General features: G+C 67.0%; 21 protein-coding genes and 1 riboswitch. Of the genes, 4 read left to right on the top strand and 17 right to left on the bottom strand.

Features of this window, described 5'->3' with window-relative positions; genetic code table 11:
* Window positions 1-58: 58 nt before the first annotated feature.
* Both SB754_RS15270 and SB754_RS15275 read right to left on the bottom strand, forming a co-directional pair.
* A complete protein-coding gene (locus SB754_RS15270) occupies window positions 59-949 on the bottom strand; it encodes an ABC transporter permease (RefSeq protein ID WP_410783331.1) in 891 nt (296 codons plus the stop codon).
* 5 nt (window positions 950-954) lie between these two features.
* Window positions 955-1,809: an ABC transporter ATP-binding protein gene (locus tag SB754_RS15275; RefSeq protein WP_410783162.1), complete on the bottom strand. Its 855-nt coding sequence runs from the start codon at window positions 1,807-1,809 to the stop codon at window positions 955-957.
* Window positions 1,810-1,973: 164 nt separating this feature from the next.
* Here SB754_RS15275 and SB754_RS15280 point away from each other — a divergent pair, with 164 nt between their 5' ends.
* Both SB754_RS15280 and SB754_RS15285 read left to right on the top strand, forming a co-directional pair.
* Window positions 1,974-3,578: an ATP-binding protein gene (locus SB754_RS15280; protein WP_410783163.1), complete on the top strand. Its 1,605-nt coding sequence runs from the start codon at window positions 1,974-1,976 to the stop codon at window positions 3,576-3,578.
* Window positions 3,575-4,267 (top strand): response regulator, encoded by a 693-nt coding sequence (locus tag SB754_RS15285; protein ID WP_410783164.1) that lies wholly within the window; start codon window positions 3,575-3,577, stop codon window positions 4,265-4,267. Before SB754_RS15280 ends, SB754_RS15285 begins: the two co-directional genes overlap by 4 nt.
* Before the next feature lie 27 nt (window positions 4,268-4,294).
* Here SB754_RS15285 and SB754_RS15290 read toward each other — a convergent pair whose 3' ends face one another.
* The 8 genes from SB754_RS15290 to melA all read right to left on the bottom strand — a co-directional run bounded on the left by SB754_RS15290 (window position 4,295) and on the right by melA (window position 13,443).
* Window positions 4,295-5,488: a Gfo/Idh/MocA family protein gene (locus SB754_RS15290; RefSeq protein ID WP_410783165.1), complete on the bottom strand. Its 1,194-nt coding sequence runs from the start codon at window positions 5,486-5,488 to the stop codon at window positions 4,295-4,297.
* 12 nt (window positions 5,489-5,500) lie between these two features.
* Complete coding sequence (locus tag SB754_RS15295) at window positions 5,501-6,448, bottom strand: BadF/BadG/BcrA/BcrD ATPase family protein (RefSeq protein ID WP_410783166.1); 948 nt, start codon at window positions 6,446-6,448, stop codon at window positions 5,501-5,503.
* Complete coding sequence (locus SB754_RS15300) at window positions 6,445-7,617, bottom strand: SIS domain-containing protein (RefSeq protein WP_410783167.1); 1,173 nt, start codon at window positions 7,615-7,617, stop codon at window positions 6,445-6,447. The genes SB754_RS15295 and SB754_RS15300 overlap by 4 nt, the downstream gene beginning before the upstream one ends.
* Window positions 7,610-8,938 (bottom strand): D-tagatose-bisphosphate aldolase, class II, non-catalytic subunit, encoded by a 1,329-nt coding sequence (locus SB754_RS15305; RefSeq protein ID WP_410783168.1) that lies wholly within the window; start codon window positions 8,936-8,938, stop codon window positions 7,610-7,612. Before SB754_RS15305 ends, SB754_RS15300 begins: the two co-directional genes overlap by 8 nt.
* Window positions 8,935-9,822, bottom strand: a complete 888-nt coding sequence (locus SB754_RS15310) for a carbohydrate ABC transporter permease (RefSeq protein WP_410783169.1) — start codon at window positions 9,820-9,822, stop codon at window positions 8,935-8,937. Before SB754_RS15310 ends, SB754_RS15305 begins: the two co-directional genes overlap by 4 nt.
* A complete protein-coding gene (locus SB754_RS15315) occupies window positions 9,822-10,751 on the bottom strand; it encodes a carbohydrate ABC transporter permease (protein ID WP_410783170.1) in 930 nt (309 codons plus the stop codon). Before SB754_RS15315 ends, SB754_RS15310 begins: the two co-directional genes overlap by 1 nt.
* An 8-nt stretch (window positions 10,752-10,759) precedes the next feature.
* Window positions 10,760-12,055: an ABC transporter substrate-binding protein gene (locus SB754_RS15320; protein ID WP_410783171.1), complete on the bottom strand. Its 1,296-nt coding sequence runs from the start codon at window positions 12,053-12,055 to the stop codon at window positions 10,760-10,762.
* 74 nt (window positions 12,056-12,129) lie between these two features.
* Entirely contained in the window at window positions 12,130-13,443 is a 1,314-nt protein-coding gene (melA, locus tag SB754_RS15325; RefSeq protein ID WP_410783172.1) for an alpha-galactosidase, read from the bottom strand.
* A 127-nt stretch (window positions 13,444-13,570) separates the two neighbouring features.
* Between melA and SB754_RS15330 the strand changes: the two genes are divergently transcribed.
* Window positions 13,571-14,389 (top strand): DeoR/GlpR family DNA-binding transcription regulator, encoded by an 819-nt coding sequence (locus SB754_RS15330; protein ID WP_410783173.1) that lies wholly within the window; start codon window positions 13,571-13,573, stop codon window positions 14,387-14,389.
* 331 nt (window positions 14,390-14,720) lie between these two features.
* Here the strand turns inward: SB754_RS15330 and SB754_RS15335 are convergent, their stop codons facing one another.
* Complete coding sequence (locus SB754_RS15335; RefSeq protein ID WP_410783174.1) at window positions 14,721-15,098, bottom strand: MerR family transcriptional regulator; 378 nt, start codon at window positions 15,096-15,098, stop codon at window positions 14,721-14,723.
* A gap of 186 nt (window positions 15,099-15,284) precedes the next feature.
* Between SB754_RS15335 and SB754_RS15340 the strand changes: the two genes are divergently transcribed.
* Window positions 15,285-16,796, top strand: a complete 1,512-nt coding sequence (locus SB754_RS15340) for a SulP family inorganic anion transporter (RefSeq protein ID WP_410783175.1) — start codon at window positions 15,285-15,287, stop codon at window positions 16,794-16,796.
* A 137-nt stretch (window positions 16,797-16,933) separates the two neighbouring features.
* On the opposite strand, the gene SB754_RS15345 is transcribed toward SB754_RS15340, so the two are convergent.
* The 6 genes from SB754_RS15345 to SB754_RS15370 all read right to left on the bottom strand — a co-directional run bounded on the left by SB754_RS15345 (window position 16,934) and on the right by SB754_RS15370 (window position 22,334).
* A complete protein-coding gene (locus SB754_RS15345; RefSeq protein WP_410783176.1) occupies window positions 16,934-18,118 on the bottom strand; it encodes a Na+/H+ antiporter NhaA in 1,185 nt (394 codons plus the stop codon).
* A 475-nt stretch (window positions 18,119-18,593) separates the two neighbouring features.
* On the bottom strand, window positions 18,594-19,967 hold the full coding sequence (eno, locus tag SB754_RS15350) for a phosphopyruvate hydratase (protein ID WP_410783177.1): 1,374 nt from the start codon (window positions 19,965-19,967) through the stop codon (window positions 18,594-18,596).
* Between the two features lie 156 nt (window positions 19,968-20,123).
* Entirely contained in the window at window positions 20,124-20,501 is a 378-nt protein-coding gene (gene crcB / locus SB754_RS15355) for a fluoride efflux transporter CrcB (RefSeq protein ID WP_410783178.1), read from the bottom strand.
* Window positions 20,498-21,022, bottom strand: a complete 525-nt coding sequence (gene crcB, locus SB754_RS15360) for a fluoride efflux transporter CrcB (RefSeq protein WP_410783179.1) — start codon at window positions 21,020-21,022, stop codon at window positions 20,498-20,500. The genes crcB (SB754_RS15355) and crcB (SB754_RS15360) overlap by 4 nt, the downstream gene beginning before the upstream one ends.
* Window positions 21,023-21,066: 44 nt before the next feature.
* Complete coding sequence (locus tag SB754_RS15365; protein ID WP_410783180.1) at window positions 21,067-21,822, bottom strand: 2,3-bisphosphoglycerate-dependent phosphoglycerate mutase; 756 nt, start codon at window positions 21,820-21,822, stop codon at window positions 21,067-21,069.
* On the bottom strand, window positions 21,819-22,334 hold the full coding sequence (locus SB754_RS15370) for a universal stress protein (RefSeq protein WP_410783181.1): 516 nt from the start codon (window positions 22,332-22,334) through the stop codon (window positions 21,819-21,821). Before SB754_RS15370 ends, SB754_RS15365 begins: the two co-directional genes overlap by 4 nt.
* A 173-nt stretch (window positions 22,335-22,507) precedes the next feature.
* A riboswitch (Fluoride riboswitch) is annotated at window positions 22,508-22,571 on the top strand.
* The last annotated feature ends 22 nt before the right edge of the window (window positions 22,572-22,593 follow it).

A 22,593-nucleotide genomic window follows, 5' to 3' on the forward strand; every position in this document is an offset into this window, starting at 1 on the left:
GGATGTTCCTTTCATGGTGCCGGCGTGCCGGCTGTCTGCCTCGTTGCAGGTCATTGGTTCAGATGGCTTGGGCCGACTCCGAGCGGCTCGGCGGCCGCCACTTCAGGAGGGCCTTCTCGAGAAGGGTGATGAGGTACTCAGCGAACAGGGTGACGACGGCGACGATCACCATGCACGCGAACACCGTGTTCGGGTCGAAGTTGCCCTGCGACTGGCTGATGATCAGGCCGATGCCGTGCTGCGCTCCGAGCACTTCGGCGACCAGGGCGCCGATGATCGCGAAGCCGAAGGCCGTGTGGAGGCTGGCGATGATCCACGTCATCGCGGAGGGGATGGTGACGTGGCGCGCCACCTGCAACGACGAGGCGCCGAGCACCCGCACGTTCGCCACGAGGTTCTGGTCGACCTCCCGCACGCCCTGGAACGCGTTGAAGAAGACCACGAAGAACACCAGGACCGCGGCGAGCAGCACCTTCGGGAGCACGCCGAGACCGAAGGCGACGATGAAGATCGAGCCGAGCACGATGCGCGGGATGGAGTTGACGATCTTGATATAGGGCCCGAACACCGACGCGAGGTAGCGGTTCGACCCGAACAGGATGCCGAGGACGACTCCGGCGATCGTTCCGAGGACGAAGCCGAGGAAGGCCTCCTGGACGGTGATCCAGAGGTTCTCCCAGATGGTGCCGAACGCGGTGCCCTGCGTGAACAGCCGGACCAGGCTGTCCCAGATCCCTGACGGCTGACCGTAGAAGAACTTGTCGACCCACCCGGCGGAGGTGAACCATTGCCAGCCCCCGATGACGAGCACGGCGACGCCGATCCGGCCGGCCCACACCCAGGCGGTCCGGCGCGTGCGGGCCCGGCGACCGGCGAGCTGGATCTCGATCTCGCGCTCTTCGGCGGCGGAAGCCGCACTCATCGTGGTGGTTCTGGATGTCGTAGTCATGGTGCTCACGCTGCCGCTCCTGCCGTCTGCTGGTACGCCCGCGTCACTTCGTCGCGCAGCGACTCCCAGATGCGCCCCTGGATCTCGAGGAAGCGCTCCTCGTGGCGGATCTCCTGCACATCGCCGCGCGGGCGGGGCAGGTCGACGTCGAAGACGTCCTTCACCGTGCCCGGGCTGCTGGTCATGATGACCACCCGGTCGGACAGGGCGACGGCCTCGTCGAGATCGTGCGTGATGAACAGCACAGAGGGCCGGAGGTCCTCCCACAGTCCGAGCAGCTCCGTCTGCATGATCGCCTTGGTCTGCACGTCCAGGGCACCGAACGGCTCGTCCATGAGCAGGATGCGCGGGTTGTTGATGAGCGCGGCGGCCATGGCGACGCGCTTGCGCATCCCGCCGGAGAGCTGGTGCGGATAGCGGTCCTCGAAGCCGGCGAGGCCGACGCGGCGCAACCAGTCCATCGCCAGCGCCGTCGCCTCCCGCTTCGGAGTGCCGAGCAGGATCGGACCGATCATGACGTTGGCGAGCACCGTCTTCCAGGGGAACAGCGAGTCAGCCTGGAACATGTAGCTCACGCCGCTCGTGATGCCCTCGACGAGGCGACCGCCCACGCTGACCGAGCCGGCGCTCGGCCGCTCGAGGCCGGAGACCTGCGCGAGGGTGGTGGACTTGCCGCAACCGGTGGGGCCGACGATCGCGCAGAACTGCCCGGGTTCGACGGTCAGCGTGACGTCGTGGATCGCGGTGAACGTCTCGCCCTTCGGGGTGAGGAACCGCTTCGTCAGCCCGACGACTTCGATGCCGGCCGGTTCGTCCGGGCCGGGAGAGCCCGTCGGGGTGTGGGTTCGTTTGTCGCTCATGTCGAAAGACCTCTCTGTCTTCGCGTGTTTCGAGACGATCGTCACGCCAGGGCGGCGGTGCTGTCGCGCTTGTGCGCCATTCGCTCCGTTGTGCGCGTTCCGCCCGGTTCTGCGCGTTGTGCTCGCATGCCATTCAGAGCGGCGAGTGACATGATTTCCTTCTGATGCGACGATGGATCCGACGGCTGTCGAGCCAGATACTGCTGGCTCAGGTGGCGATCCTGACCGCCTCGATGGTGATCGGCTTCCTCCTCTTCGCCCAGACGGCCCGGGCGAATCTGGATGCGGACTACCAGGCGAGGGCGGCGGGAATCGCCCAGACCTTCGCGGGCATCCCCGACATCCAGGCGTGCATGTCCGCACCGACGTCCGGCTGTGACGCGACGATGCAGTCGCTGGCGTCGCAGACGGCGAACCGGACCGGCGCCGCGTACGTCGTGGTCATCGACCTGAACCGGGTGCGGCACACGCACCCGGACCCCTTGCTGATCGGAAAGAAGGTGTCGGAGCCGGTCGTCGCGCGGGACGGAAAAGTGCACCTGGGCACGGACACCGGCGCGACCGGAGTGAATGCGAACGCACGCGTGCCGCTGTTCGGGGCGGACGATCGTGTGATCGGGGAGGTGTCGGTCGGCATCCGCGAGAGCAGCGTCTCCGGCGAGCTCCTGAACGAACTTCCCTCCTACGCGCTCTGGTTCGCCCTGGTGCTCGCCATCGGCGCGCTCGCCTCGTTCGCGCTGGCCAGCCTGCTCAAACGACGCACCTTCGGCCTCGAACTCGACGAGATCGCCCGGCTGCTGCAAGAACGGGAGGCGACCCTCCACGGCATCCGCGAGGGAGTGATCGCCATCGACCCGGCCGGCCGCATCGCGGTGGTCAACGACGAAGCCCAGCGCCTCCTCCATCTGCCCGACGGCGCACGCGGACGCCTGCTCGACGACGTCCTCGTGGCGAGCCCCATCCGCGACACCCTGACCGGCACGACCGAGGTCAAGGACGCGATCGCCATCACCGACGAGTACGTGCTGGTCATCAACCGGATGCCGGTGACCTTGGGGGGTCGCGCTCACGGCGCCGTGTTCACCCTCCAGGACCGCACGGAGGTCACCGGCCTGACCCGCGAGCTCGACGGCGAGCGCAGCTTCACCGAGTCCATCCGGGCGCAGCAGCACGAGTTCTCCAACCGGATGCACGCCCTCTCCGGGCTCCTCGAGCTCGGCAGGACGGACGAGGCGCTGCACTTTCTCGCCGAGATCCGCGGGACCACCGCCGACCTCGACAACACGCTCCGGACGCACATCGGCGCGCCGATGCTGATCGGGCTCCTCCTGGGCAAGGCTGCGGAGGCGAACGAGCGCGGGATCGACCTGGTCGTCTCTCCGGACACCGACGTCGGCGAGGCACCGGACCGGGTTCAGGCCCTGACGACGATCATCGGCAACCTGATAGACAACGCCTTCGATGCGCTGGCGCTGGCCGCCGGCCCCCGCCAGGTCGTCGTGGGGATCGTGGAGACGGCGTCCGCGCTGACCGTGCGCGTCTCCGACAACGGCCCGGGCGTCCCGAGCACCGACGTTCCGCGCATCTTCGAGAACGGCTTCACGACCAAGCGGGGCACGCTCGTGCGGCACAGCGGGCTCGGGCTGTCGCTCGTCCACTCGACCGTGACGAAGCTCGGCGGCACCGTGACCATCTCGGGCGAGGGCGGCGCCACCTTCGAAGTCGTGCTGCCGCGCACACCGGCCCCGACGGCGGAGGCCCGCCGATGAACGCCGCACCCCTGACCGTTCTGGTGGTCGACGACGACTTCAGGGTGGCGAGCGTGCACGTCGGATTCGCTGAGGCGGTGCAGGGGTTCCACGTGGTCGGTCAGGCGCACACGGCCGCGGAGGCGGTGCAGCTGGCCGAGTCGCTGCGCCCGGATCTCGTGCTGATGGACATCTACCTTCCGGACGGCGACGGACTGCAGGTGGTACGGCGGCTGCTCGCCGATCCTGCGCCGCCCGCCGTCATCGTCATCTCGGCCGCCAACGACATCGCCACTGTGCGGTTGGCGGTGCAACTCGGCGCACTGCACTACCTCGTGAAGCCGTTCGGCTTCGCCGAGCTCGCCGAGCGGCTGACCGCGTTCCGGAAGGCGCACGAGGACTTGGAGTCCTTTCCGGCCGAGGCGACCCAGCAGGACGTCGATCGGATCTTCGACCTGCTGCGTCCGGCACCGGGCGCGCAGTCGGAGGCGTTGCGCCGGCTGGCTCCCACCCTGCAGGCGGTGTACGAGGCGGTGGCCGCCGCATCCGGCAGCAGCTCGGCCACCGATGTCGCCGCCGCGATCGGCGTGAGCCGCGCGACGGCGCAACGTGCGCTGACGCAGTTGGAGCAGAGCGACGTGCTCAAGCTGGAGCTCCGCTACGGTGCCACCGGACGGCCGGAACACCTCTACGCAGTGCGACACCGCTGAGCGTGCCATCGTGGCGAAGCCCATGACTCAGCCCGCGGGACGCCATTCAGCACCGCAGAGTTGACCCGAGTCGAAATAGGCGATGAGTTCGTTATCCAGCGCGGGCACCGGCAGTGTACGGCCATCGCCCCGCAAGGACGACGTGGCTGTCACACCTGCAGCGACCGCGTTTCTCGCGGCAACGGGTGACGTGACAGTGTCGCCTCCCTGGAGCACGAAGTCGAGGAATTCCGAGATCATGAGCGCATCCGCGCCTCCGTGGCCCCCGATCTCGCCGTCGACGACGAAGGTCTCGTCGGCGGGAGCCGCGCCCTCGTGCCGCCGATTCCACAACCGCACCTCCGCGCCGGCCGTGTCGCCGAAGTTCTCGATGCGACCCTCGGTTCCGATGACGGTGTAGTTGCGCCAGTAATCCGGGGTGAAGTGGCATTGCTGATAGGAGGCGAGTGCTCCGTTGTCGAGCACGAGGTTGACCTGAGAGATGTCTTCGACGTCGATCACCGGATTGAGGCCTTCCGCTGAGGTGGGCGGCCAGTTGTCGAGGCTGAACCAGTCCTGCACCCGCTCCGCCGATCGGTCGCGGCGGTCGGTCAGGTCGCCGTAGACGGCGAGCGCACCGACGGCTTGGACCCGGCTCGAGTAGCCGCCGGCCAGCCAGTGGATCACGTCGATGTCGTGGGCGCCCTTCTGGAGAAGGAGACCCAGCGACTTCGACCGGTCGGCGTGCCAGTCTTTGAAGTAGTAGTCGCCGCCGTTGCCGACGAAGTGCCGGCACCAGACGGCCTTGACATCGCCGATGCGGCCCTCCTGGATCAGTCGGCGCATCAGCGTGATCACCGGCATGTGGCGCATGTTGTGTCCGACGTACAGGCGGGATCCGGTCCTCTGCGCGGCTGCAAGGATGCGGTCGCAGTCGTCGATGGAGATCGCCAGCGGCTTCTCGCAGAAGACCGCAAGTCCTGCCTCGAGCGCCGGGATCGCGACCGCGGCGTGCCGGTCGTCCGGTGTGAGCACCATGACGGCGTCCAGCCCCAGGGCCAGGAGCTCGTCGAGGCTGTCGGTGGCCAAGGCGTCTGGGAAGTCCTCACGAGCGCGAGCGCGAGCGCCTTCATCGCGATCGCAAATGCCGGCGACGACCGAGCCCTGGCCCGGACGGTGCGCTTCACGGGCGACCTCCCCGCGGTTGCCGTAGCCGATCACGCCGATTCTGAGCTCGGTCACGTGGTCATCCTTTCAGGAGGTGGGTAGTGGAAGGTGGGTTCCCGACACCTTGGCCGCGTAGAGCGCGGCCCCGATGTCCGGCTCGAAGAGAGGTTCGCGGAGGTCGTAGCCGTCGTGCAGCTCGTCGAGCGACCGCTCGAATGCCGCAAGGACCGGTGCGGAGCGGAACACGCCCCCGGAGTAGGAGACCGGGACCGTTTCGCCGTCCTCGTACCGGAGTGCGAGCCGGGTGGTGTCGACCAGCTCGGCGAACTCTGCCCCAGCGTCCGCGAGGATCTGTGCGGCGACCCCGTCCCCGGCGTCGGCAGCATCGGCGACCGTCGTCGACAGCGCGGCGATCCGTGTTCGCTCCTTCTGCCAGTCTGTGAGCACCAGGCCGATCACGTCCAGGTCGGTTCGGACGCCGAGCCGTTCGCGCAGCAGTGCGTACAGCGGGCCGCGAGGGAGACGGCCGTCGCTCATGCGCGTGAACGCGCTGAGGCCGCGGGTGGCGATCCAATAACCCGAGCCCTCGTCGCCGAACAACTCGCCCCAACCGCCGACGCGCACACCGACTCCGGCACGTTCGCCGTACGTCATCGATCCGGTGCCGCCGACGACGTTGATGCCGTCGCCGGCGCCGAGCGATCCGGCCCAGCCGCACACCATGTCGTTGACGCACAGGTAGCGGTCGCTGCGGAGTACTGACGACGGGACTGCGTCGAGCACCGGGACATCGGCGCTGACCTCTCCGTAGCCGGGCATGCCGACGACGGTGAAATCAAGCTGATCAGGGGCGATGCCGGCCTGCCTGCAGATCTCGTCGATGCCCTCCGCAAGGATTCGAGTCACGGTCTCCGCCCCAAGCCGGTAGTAGTCGGTGCTCGGCTGCAGGGAGCGGGCGAGCACGGAGCCGTCGGACTCGAGCAGGACGAGGGCGGTCTTTGTGCCGCCTCCGTCGATGCCGAGGAACCGGCTCACGCGCGCCCTCTTCCGCCCGCACCGAGCGGGTGAAGCCGCACGCCCTTCACCACGCGGTTGACGTTGCCGTCCGGGAACGGGTTGTCGGGGGTCGTGCCGACCCGGAGGGCGAACGACAGAGCCAGGATCTGCGCGACGACGACGTACACGCTCGCCAGGAACGCATTGTTCAGCGAGTCGAGCCCCTCGAACGCGACCGTGCGATCGCCGTCCGCGACGACGCCGTCAGGACCGATGGCGACGACGCGCCCCGGGTCGAGCGCGGTGCGGAGTTCGGCGAGGATGTCGAGGTCGTACTTGCGCGTGTACTCGTCGGACGAGATGAAGACGACCACGAGGGTCCGGTCGTCGAGCACCGACTTCGGTCCGTGCCGGAAGCCCAACGCCGAGTCGTAGTAGCTGACCACCTGTCCGGCCGTCAGCTCCAGGAGCTTGAGCGCAGACTCCCGGGCGAGCGCCGTCAGCGGTCCGCTGCCCAGGTAGACGACGCGATTGCAGTCGAGCGTGGCGAGATCGCCGATCGCATCCCAGCCTCCGTCGACCACGCCCTCGGCCGCAGCGATCAGCGGCTGCACCGTCTGCGCGTCGCCTCCTCCGAGCACCAGCAGCACCGAGAGCAGCATCGAGGTGAAGCTCGACGTCATGGCGAAGCCCTGGTCGTTCGCCCCGGCCGGCATGAGCAGCACATACGAGTGCTCGCGGCCCTGGTGCTCCTGGTTGAGCTGCCCAGCGGGGTCGCAGGTGACGATCAGATGACTCACGTCGCTCAGGCATTCGTCCGCCAAGCGCGTCGCGGCGACGCTCTCGGGGCTGTTGCCGGAGCGGGCGAACGAGACCAGGAGGGTCGGGATGTCCTCCGCAAGGAACTCCCGAGGGTTCGACACGAGGTCCGTCGTCGCGATCGCCTCGATGCGACGAGACAGCAGCCTGGACAGCTCTGGAGCCGCGACACCCCCGACGAAGGCGGACGTGCCGGCGCCGGTCAGGACGACACGCAGATCGGGCCGCGCCAGCAGCGGCTCGAGGAAGTCGTCGAGCTGGCGGCGACCGGCCGCGATGTTCGCCGCCGCCTGGCGCCACACCGCCGGCTGGTGGCTGATCTCGCTGATGGTGAACCGGGCGCCTTCGCCCTCGGCGCGTTCGGTGGTGACGGAGCGTGTTTCAGACAAGGAGTTCTCCCTGATTCGTAGCGGTTGTTGACAGAGTGCGGATAGCGGGGAGGGTGGCGGCCGCATACGGGCGGAGGGCGTCGCGGATCTTGTCGAGGACCAGCGCACGCGGCGTCGGCTCGAGTTCGCCCGCGCGCACTCGGGCGTACTGGTCCGGCAGGAACTGCCCGATCAACGGGAGCGGCACGGTGCGGCGTGAAAGATTCGCGTAGAGCGTCGCCTCGGCCTCCTCGATCTCAGGATCGGGCCAGTAGTACCGAAGACGGTCGCTGTAGCTGTACCGGCGGGCGATCCGCCGCTCGTCGGCGTCGCCCTCGTAGTAGCTCTGCCAGTGGCCGGGTTCGGCGAGCATCCGCCTCTCGATCACCTCGACGAGGTTCGAGCGCTCCGCGGGCGGGAGGAGCTCGTCCTCGATGGCGGCGAGGGCGAACAGCGCCTCCCGCATTGCGAACGTGAGACCGGGGCCGACCTTGAGGATCGCCCAGTGGTCCTCCACCAGCTCGCTGAGCTGCGCCTCCAGCTGATAGTCGGTCGAGTGGGCCTCGAAGACCATCCCCGGCTCGTCGCTGAGGACCTCGCGCAGCGCCCCCGTGCGGGACCGCCGGTAGTCGATGACCTGGAGGTGGTCGAACTCGACGCCCGGTTGCACGACCAGCGCGATGATCCGCGGCCAGACGTCCATCACGCCGGCTGCCTCGAACGCTGCGCGGTGGTGACGGAGCGTCTCGCGCGCCGCCTCCGGCGCGGTCGGGGTGAGCTCGCTGAGCGTCTCGTGCGCACCGCCCGGGACGGGCACCTCGGTGCCGATCACGTAGAGCTGCCGCCCCCGCCGGCCGACGTCGCGGGCGGTCTCCTCCGCGACGCGGAGCAGGCGGGCGCTGCGTGCCGCGACGAGGTCGTCGCCGAGAGGCACCGGGTCGCCGTCGCAGGACATGCTGCAGTCGAGGTGGATCTTGGTGTACCCGGCCTCGACATAGGCGGCGACGAGGGCGTCGGCGTTCGCCATGGCCTGATCGGCGGGCAGCTTCTGCCACCGGTTCGGCCCCAGGTGGTCGCCGCCGAGCACGATCCGTTCACGCGGGAAGCCGTGTTGATCGGCGATCGAGTGGACGAGCGCGCGGAAGTCGGCGGGGCGCATCCCGGTATAGCCGCCGAACTGGTCGACCTGATTCGAGGTCGCCTCGATCAGCACGTAGCTGGAGTCGGCCGCGGCCTGGGCGATGGCGGCCTCCAGCACGACGGGATGGGCGGAGCAGATCGAGTAGATCCCGACCGGCTCTCCCGCCTTGTGCCGCCGGATCGTGTCCCACAGGTGGCTCATCCCTTCAGTCCCGAGAACGTCATGGTCGCGATGAACTGCCGCTGAGCGAACAGGAAGAACAGGATGAGCGGCAGGGTGGCGATCACGTTGCCCGCCATGATGAGGCTCCAGTCGGTCTGGTGGGCGCCTTGGAAGTTCGCGATGCCGAGCTGCAGGGTGAACGACGAGGTGTTGTTGATCGCGATGAGCGGCCACACGAGGTCGTTCCACGCGCCGAGGAGGGTGAAGATCGCGAGGGTCGCGAGCGCGGGGCGCGCCAGCGGGAGCACGATGCGGAAGAAGATCTGCCACCGGTTGCAGCCGTCGATCGCACCGGCCTCCTCCAGCTCAGCGGGCAGGGTGAGAAAGAACTGCCGCATCAGGAAGATCCCGAACGCCGTCGCCAGCCAGGGGACGATGGCCGCGCCGAGACCGTTCAGCAGCCCGAGCTTCGCGAACAGGATGTACGTCGGGATCATCAGCAGCTGAGTCGGGATCATGATGGTCGCGAGGATCATCAGGAACCCGAAGCTTCGGCCCTTGAACCGCAGGCGCGCGAATCCGTATCCGGCAAGCGAGCACAGGACGAGGTTCGAGACGATCGCGGTCGCAGAGACGATCACGGTGTTGCCGAGCCACAGCAGGATGTCGGTCTGGCCGAAGAGCTTGGCGTACCCGTCCAGGGTGAAGTGGGACGGGATGAACGGCGGCGGGAAGGCCACCAGCTCCTTCGCCGGGGAGAACGAGGCCAGGGCCATCTGTAGGAAGGGCACCAGGAAGAGGATCGCGATGGGGAGCAACACGAAGTGCCACCCGCTCATCCGGGTCCGCTTCCCTGGGCGCTGCGCGGTCTCCCGCGCGATCTGTGCCGAGGCCTGCGAGACCTCGTCGAGCACCGTGGCCATCAGAACGCCTCCGAGCCTCGGCGCCGCTGCAAGACGACGACGCCGATCGTGATGAGAAGGGTGACCGCGAAGAGCACGTAGGCGGCGGCCGACCCGTAGCCGAACTCCAGGGCGTGGAACGCCTTGTCGTAGAGGAAGTAGACGATCGTCCGGGTGGCGTCCAGCGGGCCGCCACGGGTCGTCGTGTAGACGAGGTCGAACAGCTGAATGGCCTGGATCGTCTGCCAGATGGCGACGAAAACGGTGACAGGAGCGAGTTGCGGCCAGACGATCCGCCAGAACGTCTGCCACCGGTTGGCGCCGTCGATGCGGGCCGCCTCGAGGAGGTCCGCGGGGACATCCTGCAGCGCTGCCAGGTAGATGACCGTCGTGAACGCCGCCGACCCCCACAACGACATGATCGCGATCACGAGCATGGCCTGATGCGGGTCGTCCAGCCATCCCTGCTGCGGCAGATGCAGCACACGCAGGACGTTGTTGACCAGGCCGAACTGGGGGCTGAACAGGTAGGTCGACAGGATGCCGGTGGACGCCGCCGAGGCGACGAACGGAACGAAGATCGCGGTGCGGTAGAACCCCATCCACCGGATCCGGCGGTTCAGGGCCACCGCGAGAAACAGCCCGAGCAGCACAGACGCCGGCACGAACAGAAGGGTGAACCCCACCGTGTTGAGGACGGAGTTGCCGAAGTCGGCGTCCGACATCAGAGCGGTGTAGTTGGCGCCTCCGACCCAGGTCGGCTCGCTGAAGCCGTCCCAGCTCTGGAATGAGAGAACGAACGCCCACACGGCCGGGAAGATCGAGAGACCCAGGATGATGATGGTCGCGGGAGCGACGAACCCCCACCCGGTCAGAGACGCCTTCCAGCCGGTGCCCGACCGCCGCCGGGTCCTGGCCGGCGCCGCTGCCGGCGCGATGCTGTCTGCCACGACGGGTCCTATTTCTTGTTCAGCGCGGTGTCGGCGGCCGTAGCGGCCTGCTGCAGCGCTTCCTTGGGCTGTCCGTCGCCCTGCAACACCTGGGAGATGGACTTGCCGATCGCGACGGAGAGTCCCGCGTAGCCGGTGGTGGTCGGCCGGGTGTTCTTCACGTTGGCGGAGTTCGCGACGAACACGTCGTAGCCGGGGAAGGCCTTCGCCTCCTCCTTCACGGCATCGGACCCCGCCTCGGAGGACCGCAACGGGAGGTTGCCCAACGCGACGTTGAAACGCTCGTCCTGCTCCGCCGAGGTCAGCCACTGCGCGAACTGAGTGGCCCAGTAGGCGCGGTTCTTGTCCTTGTGGTCGAACAACGCCCAGATGTCGGGCCCGGAAACGGTCTGGTGGTCGCCGTTCGTGCCGGGGAGCTGCACGACGCCGTAGTCCGTTCCGCCGGTCTTCAGATCGGACAGCTGCCAGGGACCGGAGGTGATCATCCCGATCCGGTTGCTGGTGAACAACTGGCCGAACTTGGTGTCGGTCTGGTCGAGGTACACGCTCTTGTCGTCGACCGCCATCTTCTGGAGGAAGGTCAGCGAGTCCACCCCCGCCTGCGACGCGAACTCGGCCTTCGTCGCATCCGTGTTCAGGATGCTCCCACCGGCCTGCCACAGATGCGGCCAGAACTGCCACGTCGTCTCCTCGCTGCCGGACACCGAATATCCGTAGCCGTAGACGTGGTTGGCGCTGTCGGTCAACTTCTTCGCGGCTTCGCGGAAGTCGTCCCAGGTCCAGTCCTTCGTCGGGTACGTGAGACCGGCCTTGTCGAAGAGCGTCTTGTTGTAGAGCAGGCCGATGTTGTCGACCACGGCGGGGAACCCGATGGTCTTCTTGCCGCTCGGCTGGGCGGTGCCGCGGGCGGCGGTCGTGAACTCGTCCCACTTCACGTCGGGCTTCTTTACCTCATCCGTGATGTCGAGCGTGCGTCCGGAGGACTCGAGCTGCCCGGCCCAGGAACCGAAGGCGTAGGACATGTCCGGATACTGGTTGCCCGCGAAGCCTGCTGAGAGCTTCTGGAGCAACTGATCGGTGGACGAGGCTCCCGGCGAGAGGTCGATCGACACGTTCGGGTGGAGCTTCTCGAACTCCTTGGACAGCGACTCCATGATCTTCTCGGCCGCGTCGGACTGGCCCGACCAGACCTGAATGCTGGTCTTCGCCTTCGTATCGAGCGTCGTGGCGCCCTGCGAACCGCTGCATCCAGCCAGGGCGGCCAGGACGGTCACGGCGGCGACCACGCCGGTGGTGCGGACCATGCGCTTTCGTAACGGGGACTTCATCGTCTATTCCTCTCTCGGGTGCTACAGGGTGCCGGCCTTTCTGCCGGTCGTCAGCGCGGCTCGTCGAGCGTGCCGCCCAGCGCGACCGGCAGCAGTGGCGCGTGCCTGGCCGTCAGTTCGTCGCAGAGGGCCCAGATCTGCTCGGGTGTCAGCGACGAGGAGGCGTTGGGGTCGGTCAGAACCGCCCGGCGGACCAGCTCGGGGTCGCCCGTCCGCACCGCCTCGATCGTCAGCTCGGCGACGGAGAGGTACGTACGGTTCAGTGCGGCGCCCTGCACCGGGATCGAACCGAACGGCAGCGGGTGAACGCCCGCGGCATCCACCCGGCTCGGGACCTCGACCACCGCGCCCTGGGGCAGGTTGTCGATGAGTCCCCGGTTGACGACGTTGGCGTGGATGACGCGCTCCGTGCCGGTGAGGATCGAGTGGATGACCTGCGGCGCATACTCCGCGGCGCCCTCCTCCAGCTGCAGCGCCTCCCCCGCGGCGAGCGCGGCCTTGGCGTGCTCGAACTCGGCCACGTTCTCCTCCGAGATGCCGACGTACTCCAGCGGGTTCAGGCGGAACCGCTCGATCTGCTCAGGCGACCGCAGGAACCAGTCGAGATACTCGGAGGAGTGCTCGCTGGTCTCGGTCGGGTAGAAGCCGATGCGACGGAACATCTCGACGCGGACGCGGCGGAGCAGCTCGGGGTCGCGCTCGATCGCCGCGCGCAGCCGCGGGTAGAGGTCTTCGCCGTCGCGCGACCACTCGACCAGCCACGCCTGATGGTTGACCCCCGCGGCGCGGTAGTGCGTGCCCTCCATCGGGACGCCGATCAGCTCGCAGAGGTCGTGCACCGTCCAGTACACGCTGTGGCACAGGCCGACGGTCTTGATCTGCGGGGCGACGACCGACATCCACCAGACATTCATCGCCATGGGGTTGGTGTAGTTGAGGAACCACGCGTCGGGGCACAGCTCGGTCATGTCGGCCGCGATGCCGGAGAGCACGGGGAAAGTGCGCAGTCCGCGGAACACGCCGCCGACACCGGTGGTGTCGCCGATCGTCTGGAGCAGACCGGCGGCTGCGGGCACCTCGAGGTCGACACGGGTGGCGTCGATGCCGCCCACCTGGATCATGTTGACGACGAAGTCCGCGCCGGCGAGAGCCGCCCGCCGGTCGGGCGTGGCAACGATCTCGGTCGTGCGGCCGAAGCGGGAAGCCACCTGCTCCGCCGTACCGCGCGCGACCTCGAGCCGCTCGGCATCGATGTCGTGGAGCACGATCTTCACGCTCGGGAGGTCGTCGAACCGGTACAGGTCGGCGAGCAGCTGGCGAGTGAACACGACGCTGCCCGCGCCGAGGAAAACGATCTGTGGCATGGTGCGATCCTGCGATACGGTGTCAACTTCGCGCAACAGAATGAGCGATTTCGGACTAAAGTGCTCATATTGATTGATCGCTTGCACTATTCGGAGTCCGTTCGACGTCAAGCGTGGAAAGGCCCCAATGCTCTCCCCGACCACCGAATCCCTGATCGCACGCGTCACGACCGGCCGACGTGCCGAACGACTCGTCGCCATCCTCGACCAGATCACGCAGCGCGGCACGATCAGCCTGACCGAACTCTCCGACGGCCTCGGAGTCTCGCCCGCGACACTGCGCCGCGACCTCTCCGACCTTGCGGATCAGAACCTCATCGTGCGCACCCACGGCGGCGCTACAGCGCTGGAGCGCGGCGGCCACGAAATCCCGGTCGCGCTGCGCGACACGCGCTTCCAGGAGGCGAAGCGTGCGATCGCCCGCGCGACAGTCCGGCGACTCCCCACGGAACGCTACGTCGTCGCCCTCAGCGGAGGGACCACGACGGCGAGCGTGGCGCGGGCCTTGGCGAACCACCGCGACATCACCATCGTCACCAACTCCCTGACGATCGCGAACCTGCTCTCCAGCAACTCCGACGTCCGCGTCGCGATGACCGGCGGCTTCCTCCGCCCCCAGTCACTGGAACTCGTCGGCGCTCTCGCGGAAAGCACGTTCAACGCGGTGAACGTGGGAACGGCCATCCTGGGCGCAGACGGCGTCAGTGCCACGGCGGGCGTCACCACCCACGACGAGACCGAAGCACGCACGAACCGCGCGATGGTCGTCAAGGCACAGCGCACGGTAGTCGTGGCAGACGGCTCCAAGATCGGCAACGTCGCGATGGCGCAAGTGGCCGACATGGACCAGGTGGAACTCCTCATCACCGACTCCAGCGCAGACCCGACCGAGCTGGAGCGCCTGCGGGCCGCAGGCGTCCAGGTCGTCGTCGCCGACCAGGAGTGACCGGGATGCGTGTCGGCTTACTCGGGTGTCACCCCGTCGCGACTCACAAAGCGGAGGGCGTGGGATTCGAACTCTAGCCTTGACCAGGCAGTTGCCTCAATGATCCGCGAAACCCGCGGAAATACAAGGATCCTGGACATGACCCGGTATCGCCCAGTGCTCTTCGATTTCGCTCGAGTGTTGTCAAATTGTTGTCACGCCGCGGACGTTCCAACAGGCGACACCACCCGACCTAACGTCGAGCCGTTCAAGTCGCGCGAATTCCGAGATAGCGGGCTCTTGCGGTTCGAGTCGTTGACCGCCGTGCATGTTCTCGAACCATCTCGGAGGGTCAGGAGTGCGCTTGCCTCGACTTCAGAAGTTCGATGAACTCGTCCGCCATCGCGACCTGCTTGCGCAGCTCGTCTCGCCGCTGAACGGCGCGGTCGATGAACGAGGAGAGATTCCCGCGTTCGGCCCGCGCGGTTGATTCCCCGTCGACGATCTGCAGAAGATCGGCCATCTCCTCCAGCGTGAAGCCGAGCGGCTTCATTCTCCGGATGAGCACGAGTCGGTCGTAGTCGCTCTCGGTGTAGACCCGGAAGCCACCCTCGGTGCGTCCGGATGCCCTGACAAGGCCGACCTCGTCGTAGTGCCGGAGGGTGCGCAACGACAGCCCGGTGCGCTCGGCGAGCTCACCGATGTGCATGGTGCGCGATTCCGATGTCATGACCCTCATTTCAACTCAACCCTCACGTTAGGGTAGAGTTATGCGTGTTCGCTGATTCAAGCGAACACTTCCCCACCATTCTCTCCGCTCCGCGGCGGCACGGTGGTGCGCGCGACGAGGCGCCGGACCCCAGACATTCCCATCCGGTCCTCGCGTCGAGGGCCACGACTCTGTTGGAGTACCTCCATGTCCTCTGCCATCACGGCACCCTCCTACCGCGCGCATCCCACCGTTCTGGAAGCACTGCGCAGCCCTCGCCTACTGACACGCGAAGTCCTCGCAGGCCTGGTCGTGGCGATGGCCCTTATCCCCGAGGCGATTTCGTTCTCAATCATCGCCGGCGTCGACCCGCGCGTGGGATTGTTCTCATCGTTTGTGGTGGCGGTCTCCATTGCGTTCCTCGGTGGCCGGCCCGCGATGATCTCCGCCGCTACAGGCGCTGTCGCGCTTGTCGTCGCCCCGGTGGTGAAGAACTACGGGGTCGAGTACCTGTTCGCCGCGGTCATCCTCGCCGGCGTTTTTCAAGTCGCTCTAGGTCTGCTCGGTGTGGCCAAGTTGATGCGGTTCATCCCGCGCAGCGTGATGGTTGGTTTCGTCAACGCGCTTGCGATCCTGATCTTCATCGCCCAGCTGCCGCACTTGATCGGCGTCCCGTGGCTGGTGTACCCCCTGGTCGCCGTCGGCATCCTGATCATGGTGTTCATGCCCCGGTTCACCAAGGTCGTCCCCGCACCGCTGGTCGCGATCATCTTGATTACCGTCGCTGTCGTCGTCACTGGCCTGAACGTACCCAACGTCGGCGACGAGGGCGAATTGCCGCACAGCTTGCCGCAGTTCCTCTTCCCCGCCGTGCCGCTCACCTTCGAAACACTTGGACGGATTGCCCCCTACGCCCTCGCGATGGCACTGGTCGGTCTGCTCGAGTCGCTGATGACTGCCAAGCTCGTTGATGACATCACCGATACCCATTCCCGGAAGACCCGCGAATCCCTCGGCCAAGGTGTCTCCAACCTGCTATCCGGTCTGTTCGGCGGCATGGGCGGCTGCGCGATGATCGGGCAGACCATGATCAATGTCAAAGCCTCCGGCGCTCGCACACGCATCTCCACCTTCCTCGCTGGAGTGTTCCTGCTGATCCTCGTCGTAGCTCTCGGCGACGTCGTCGCGATCATCCCGATGGCCGCACTTGTCGCGGTGATGATCATGGTCTCCGTCGGCACTTTCGACTGGCACAGCATCCAACCCGCCACCCTCAAGCGGATGCCGCTTGGAGAGACGATTGTGATGGTGCTGACGGTCATCGTCGTCGTCCTCACCAACAACCTCGCTATCGGGGTCGTCGTCGGGGTGATCGCCGCAATGGTCATATTTGCCAAGCGAGTCGCCCACTTCGCGACCGTGCAGCGCACGATCCGGTCGGACGGTGACGAGGCGGTCGCCTATTACACCGTGACCGGGGAGCTTTTCTTTGCCTCGAGCAACGACCTCACCACCCAGTTCGACTACGCCGAAGACCCCGACCGGATCGTGATCGACATGACCGGCTCCCACATCTGGGACGCCTCCACCGTCGCCGCCCTCGATGGGATCACTACCAAGTATGAGAACCGCGGCAAGGCCGCCACGATCGAAGGGTTGAACGACGCCAGCACCAGGATGCACGAGCGGCTCGCCGGAAACCTGGGCGGCGGACACTAGCCGCGGGCATGGGTAGCCGCCCGGGCCCGCCGTGACGAGTCGGGCGCGCGGGTTGGGGCCGGCGTAATCAAGCTGCCGAGCGATGGCGACGAAGGTTGGAGCCGACAGCGGATTCACGTAGTAGCGCGCCGAGCGGCTTACGGTCGGTGGTCGGTGGCGCGTTGGGTGGCTTTCTCGCGCAGTGCGCGGAGTCGTCGGTAGTACCTGTTGAGGCTGGTGACGAGGATGGCCGAGACCACGATGGAGATAGCAGAGCCGAGGAGGACGGCGAGGGTGCCTTGGTCGGCGATTTCGGGGTGGTTGGCGAAGGCGAGTTCGTTCATCAGTAGTGACACGGTGAAGCCGATGCCGCCGAGGGCGCCGGCAGTGAGGAGCCCGTGGAGGGTGATGCTGGGGTGGTTGTCGCGGCTGATCACGGTGTACAGCCAGGTGCCGAGGCTGATGCCCACCAGCTTCCCGACCGGGAGCGCGATCAGGATCCCCCAGAAGGGCCGGGACAGCTCTCCGACCGACACGCCCGGGATGGGGACCAACGCGGCGGTGAAGGCGAAGAGCGGAAGGACCAGCCCGTTGGTGAACGGCTCCAGCAGGTGCCGAGCACGGAGGCCCGGCCGGTGCGCCATTACGAGGCCCAGCGCCACGCCCGCGATCGTCGGGTGAACACCCGACAGGGCGACCAGCACCCAGGTGGCTACCGCGAAGATCAGCAAGAGCACGATGATCAGGGGTCGGGCGCGGGCGCGCAGGAGCCGACTGAGCAGCCCAAAGACGGTCACCGCGATCGCGGCACCGATAAGCATGATCGGGTTGATGTCGTGGGCGAAGAACACGGCGATGATCACGATCCCGACCACATCGTCCAGGATGGCGAGGGCGAGCATGAAGATCCGCAGCCGAGAGGGGATGGCACGGCCGAACACGGCTAGGACACCGAGCGCAAACGCGATGTCGGTCGCGGTGGGTACCGGCCAGCCCCGCGTGTATCCGGACCCGGCTGTGATCGCCAGATAGATGCCGATCGGGACCAGCACTCCGCCCACTGCGGCGACGGCTGGGCGGATCGCTCGTTTGAGGGTGTTCAACTGTCCGTTGGTGAACTCGTTGCGCAGTTCGACGGCCGCCACGAAGAAGAACACCGCGAGAAGTCCTTCGCTGACCCACTCCCCCATCGTGAGGTTCAACGGCGTCTCCGCGGGGCCAAGCTTCACGCCCTCGAGGGAGAGGACCGCATCGGCGATGCCGGAGTTCCCGACCACCAGCCCTAGTGCTGCGGCGAACAGCAGCAAGCCGGCGGCGACGCGTTCGGAGCGGATGAATGTCATTTGGGGTCCTCAGGTCGGCCAGGGCGTCATCTACCGCCCGCCGACCAGACTTCCCGGCACACCAATCTCCCATCTTACCGGCGGGAACGATCAGCAACCAGCCGCAACCGTCGCCACGAAACCAGGGTCAGGCCGGGGAAGGCGAGAGGGATGGCCGACGAGTGCGGCAAGACCGTTCACCCGCACCCAGAGCGCTGGTGCGGCCGTCGGGTACCAGGCTTCCGGCCGAGCACGTGATCACTGGCAACTAGCAGAATCGGGACAGCGTTGCCGAGCATCGGCGGTCAGGGCGGAATCCATCAACATCCGACTGCACTTCCGACACGCCAGGCCTCCCGCCTAACCTGTGGCCGGGTGATACCGCTGCCTCGGGGCCAACCTCAGGGATGGTGCGAGGTGAGAGGGAGCGCTTGGTGTAGGGAAGCGCTCCCTCTCGGCTCGCGTCAGGCGTGGACTCCTGAGAGTCGCGAGCGGCTTAGGGGGAGACTGTTTCGGTCGCCGGGGTGGTGATGGGCAGAAGGCCGTAGGGAATCCGTGGGGTCATGGCTTCGATTTCGGTGAGGCGGTTGTATTTCGCGATCCGTTCGCCGCGGGCGGGCGCGCCGGATTTGATCTGGCCGACGCCGGTGCCGACGACGAGGTCGGCGATGAAGGTGTCGAGGGTTTCACCGGAGCGGTGTGACACCATTGCCTGCATGCCGAGGCGTTTGGCCGTTTCGATGGCGTCCAGCGTGCCGGTGACCGTGCCGATCTGGTTGGGCTTGATGAGGGCTGCGTTGGAGTACCGGTTCTTCGCCCCGTCTGCGATGCGGCGCATGTCGGTGACGTAGAGATCATCGCCGACGAGCTGGGTTCGGTCGCCGACCGCGTCGAAGAGAAGTTTCCAGCCTTGGTGGTCGTCTTCGGCGAAGCCATCTTCGATGCTGCGCAGGGGGAACTCGTCGAGCAGGCGCAGGTAGTAGTCGACAAGCTGATCACGGGAGAGCAGGTTGCCGGCGATCTTGTACTGGCCATCGCGTTCGTAGAAGCCGTTCGCGGCCGGGTCGATGGCGATCGCCACATCATCTAGGCCGGGTGTGTAGCCGGCGTCTTGGATGGCAGCGACAAGGAGGGTCATCGCTTCTTCGGGGCTGGCGATGTCGGGGGCGAATCCGCCCTCGTCGCCGAGCCCAGCGGTGTGGAACTTCGCTTTCACGCGGGCGGCGAGGGCGTGATAGATCTCGGCGCCGGCTTCGACGGCGGCTTCCTCGTTGGCTGCGCCGACGGGGGCGATCATGAACTCTTGGAACTCGAGCGGGTTGGCGGCGTGCGCGCCACCGTTGAGGACGTTGAAGTGGGGGACGGGCATCCGTTCGGTGCTGTCGGTGACTCGTGCGATCCAGACGTGCAGTGGCACTTCCGCGGCGTGGGCGAACGCCCGCGCAGTAGCGATGGATACCGCAACCACGGCGTTCGCACCGAGGCGTGCAAGGTTCTCCGTTCCGTCGAGCGCCCCGATCGCGTGGTCGACCTCGCGGATGTTGGACCAGCGGCTGCGGGAGAGCAGCGGAAAGATTTCGTCGGTGACCGAACTCACGGCACGGTGGACGCTGCGACCGGAGTAGGACGACCCGTCATCGCGCAGCTCGGCCGCTTCGAAAGCTCCGGTGGAGGCACCTGCGGGAGCTGATGCGGTAACCACCGCCCCGTCGCCAAGGTGCATTGTCACGGCGACGGTGGGGTATCCCCGGGAGTCCAGAATCTGCCGGGCGTCCACGCGTTCGATGTGGATCGGGTGGGCGTCGGGGTGGCTGACGTAGTGGCCCTGGTGGGTGGGATCGATGTGTCCGGTGTAGCCGTGGTCGACCATGGGGTCTCCTATCTCTGAGCATGGGGGATCGCTTGAGATAGGGACTGTTGTCGGCATCGAGGTTGGTGTCGGCGAGCCCCACCGCCGAGACGCCGAAGCGTCACGCGTCAGCTTGCCAGAGAACGACGCCGGGTGGAAGCGCGAATTTGTGATCTCTCAGAAAAGGCCGCCGAGCCAGAGGCCGAGGCCTGCGGCCAGGAGCGCCCCGGCGAGCATTCCGAACCCGTTGATCGCGGACGCGGCGTAGCGGCCGTCTTGGGCCAGGCGCACGGTTTCGAAGCTGGCGGTGCTGAACGTGGTGTATCCGCCGAGGAACCCGGTGCCGAGGATCAGCCGCCACTCGGTGGGGAGGAAGTGCGAGAGGGCGAGCCCGGTGACCAGGCCGAGCACGAAAGACCCGGTGATGTTGATGACGGTGGTGCCTAGTGGGTAGGCGATGCGGACGCGGGCTTTGACCAGGCCGTCGGTGATCAGGCGCAGGGCCGCTCCGGCGCCACCGGCTGCGGAGAGGGCGAGCACAACCCAGGCGATCACCGTGCATTCGCTTTCGCGCGGGCACGGTGCACGGCGGCGCCGATGATGATGCCGGCCAGAGAAGCGGCGGCGCCCACGAGGACAGTTGCCACACCGTAGAGGATGCTGTTGCCGATTTGGGCTGAGGCGATGAGCCCGTCGGTGTCGACGGCGAAGGAACTGTAGGTGGTGTAACCGCCGAGGATCCCGGTTCCCACGAACAGGCGCACAGCCCGGCGCAGGCCTTGGTCAGGGCCGCCACGGGAGAGTGATTCCAGCAGCCATCCGAGCGCAAACGCGCCGGTCACATTGATGGTGAAGGTCGCGATCGGCAGCCCCTGCCAGACGGGGATCGCGGTGGAAAGCAGGTAACGGATGCAGGTTCCGATGGCCCCGCCGACGAAGACCAGACCGATGTACTTCCAGTGCAAATGGATCGGCCGCGGCGCGCGGCGTTGAGGCTCTTCGACCTCCAGGTCGGGGTCGATGGGCAGGTCGTCGGCACGGTCGGGTTCGCGCTTGTTCAGGCGTTCGTAGGTCATGCGTTCCGGTTCGGTTACTGGGATCGGGGCGGGGAAGGCTGGCGCTAGGTTCCGCCTTGGCGGGCGAGCAGAGTGGCAGCTTCGACGGCAGCGGCGGGGTCCAGATAGTCAGCCGAGACTAGTTCGGGCGTTCTGGGGGAGAGGTCGAAACGATACCTCAACGGGTGGCCGGTTGGAATGTTCAGCTGCTCAATGGCGGGGATGCTGAGGTTTTGGATGAGCATGGCCAGGGCTCGCAACGAGTTCCCGTGCCCCACAACCAGGGTGCGGGCACTGAGGGTGAGGCCGGGGCTGAGCTGTTCCTGCCAGAACGGGGTGACCCGCTTGACCACGTCACCCAACGATTCGGTGCTGGTCAGGGCTCCTGGGGGGAGGGAGTGGAAGGGTTCGGTGTGTGCGAGCTCGTCCAACCGGGCGGGATCCATTGGCGGCGGTGCGGTGGCGTAGGAGCGTCGCCAGGTGAGGAATTGTTGCCGGCCGTATCTGCTTGCGACGGCGGCTTTGGAGAGGCCAGTCAGCGCTCCATAGTTGCGTTCGTTCAGCCGCCAGTCCGCGATCACTTGGGGAACTCTCGGGAGGAAGAAAGGCAGCATTGCGGCAACGGTTTCGGCCGTCCGGGACAAGGTGGATGTCCAGATCCGATCTGGCACGGCGCCGGATTCGACCAGGAGCTGTGCGGCGTGTTCGGCTTCGGCGATGCCGGCGGCGGTCAGATGCACGTCGGTGATGCCGGTGAACAGCCCGTCCGCGTTCGCGGTGCTCTCCCCGTGCCGGAGAAGGTAGAGCTCGGCGAGTCTCACTCCCACGGCAGCGCCCCGCCGTCGGTCACCGGGGACAGCGGAATGACCAGGACCGGCCGGTTCTGGCGGTGGGCGAGATGTACGGCGACCGAGCTTCGGAAGAATTCGCGCATCCCACGTCGGAGGCTCGCTTCGTGGGTGCCGACGATGATCATCCGCGCGTTCAGTGTGTTCGCCAGGTGGGCAAGCGCCCGGGCCGGTTCACCGGCGAGGGCGCGCACGCTCCAGGTCACCCCGGTGGGGCCCATGACTCGTTCGATCTGAGCCGCCAGTTTCGGGTCGAAGCTGTCCTCGTCCAATTCCGGAAGGTCGGGGTCCAGGGGGAGTGAGTGCACGGAGCCGTCGGGGTTCTCTTCGACGGTGTATCGGCCGAGGTCGACGTGTGCGCACACCAATTCACAGCCGAGGTCGCGCGCCAGTTCCGCGGCCTGCTGGAGCACCGTGTCGGGGCGGCCGCTTTCAACTCCGACCAGGATCACCCGGCGGGGATCGGTGGGGGTGGGTTCGGTCATGACCGGCTCCTATCTCGTGTTCGGCGCGCCCGAAGGGAGAGATAGGGACCGTTGTCGGCTGCGCCGAGGTTGTTCGCGGTGAGCCCCACCACCGCAGCGCTGTGCGCTGCGCCTAGTCTGCCAGATCGTACACAGCGGTCAACGTATTGTGACCTGCACCGTCCGGGTGCACACTGGTCAGTGGCGATGAAGCTCGCCAACAACCGCGGACCGTCCGCTAATGGCTTCTACCTGCACCACCGCGCTGCACGGCGTCCAG

This window comes from Leifsonia sp. SIMBA_070 (genome assembly GCF_046534635.1).
GTDB lineage: Bacteria > Actinomycetota > Actinomycetes > Actinomycetales > Microbacteriaceae > Leifsonia.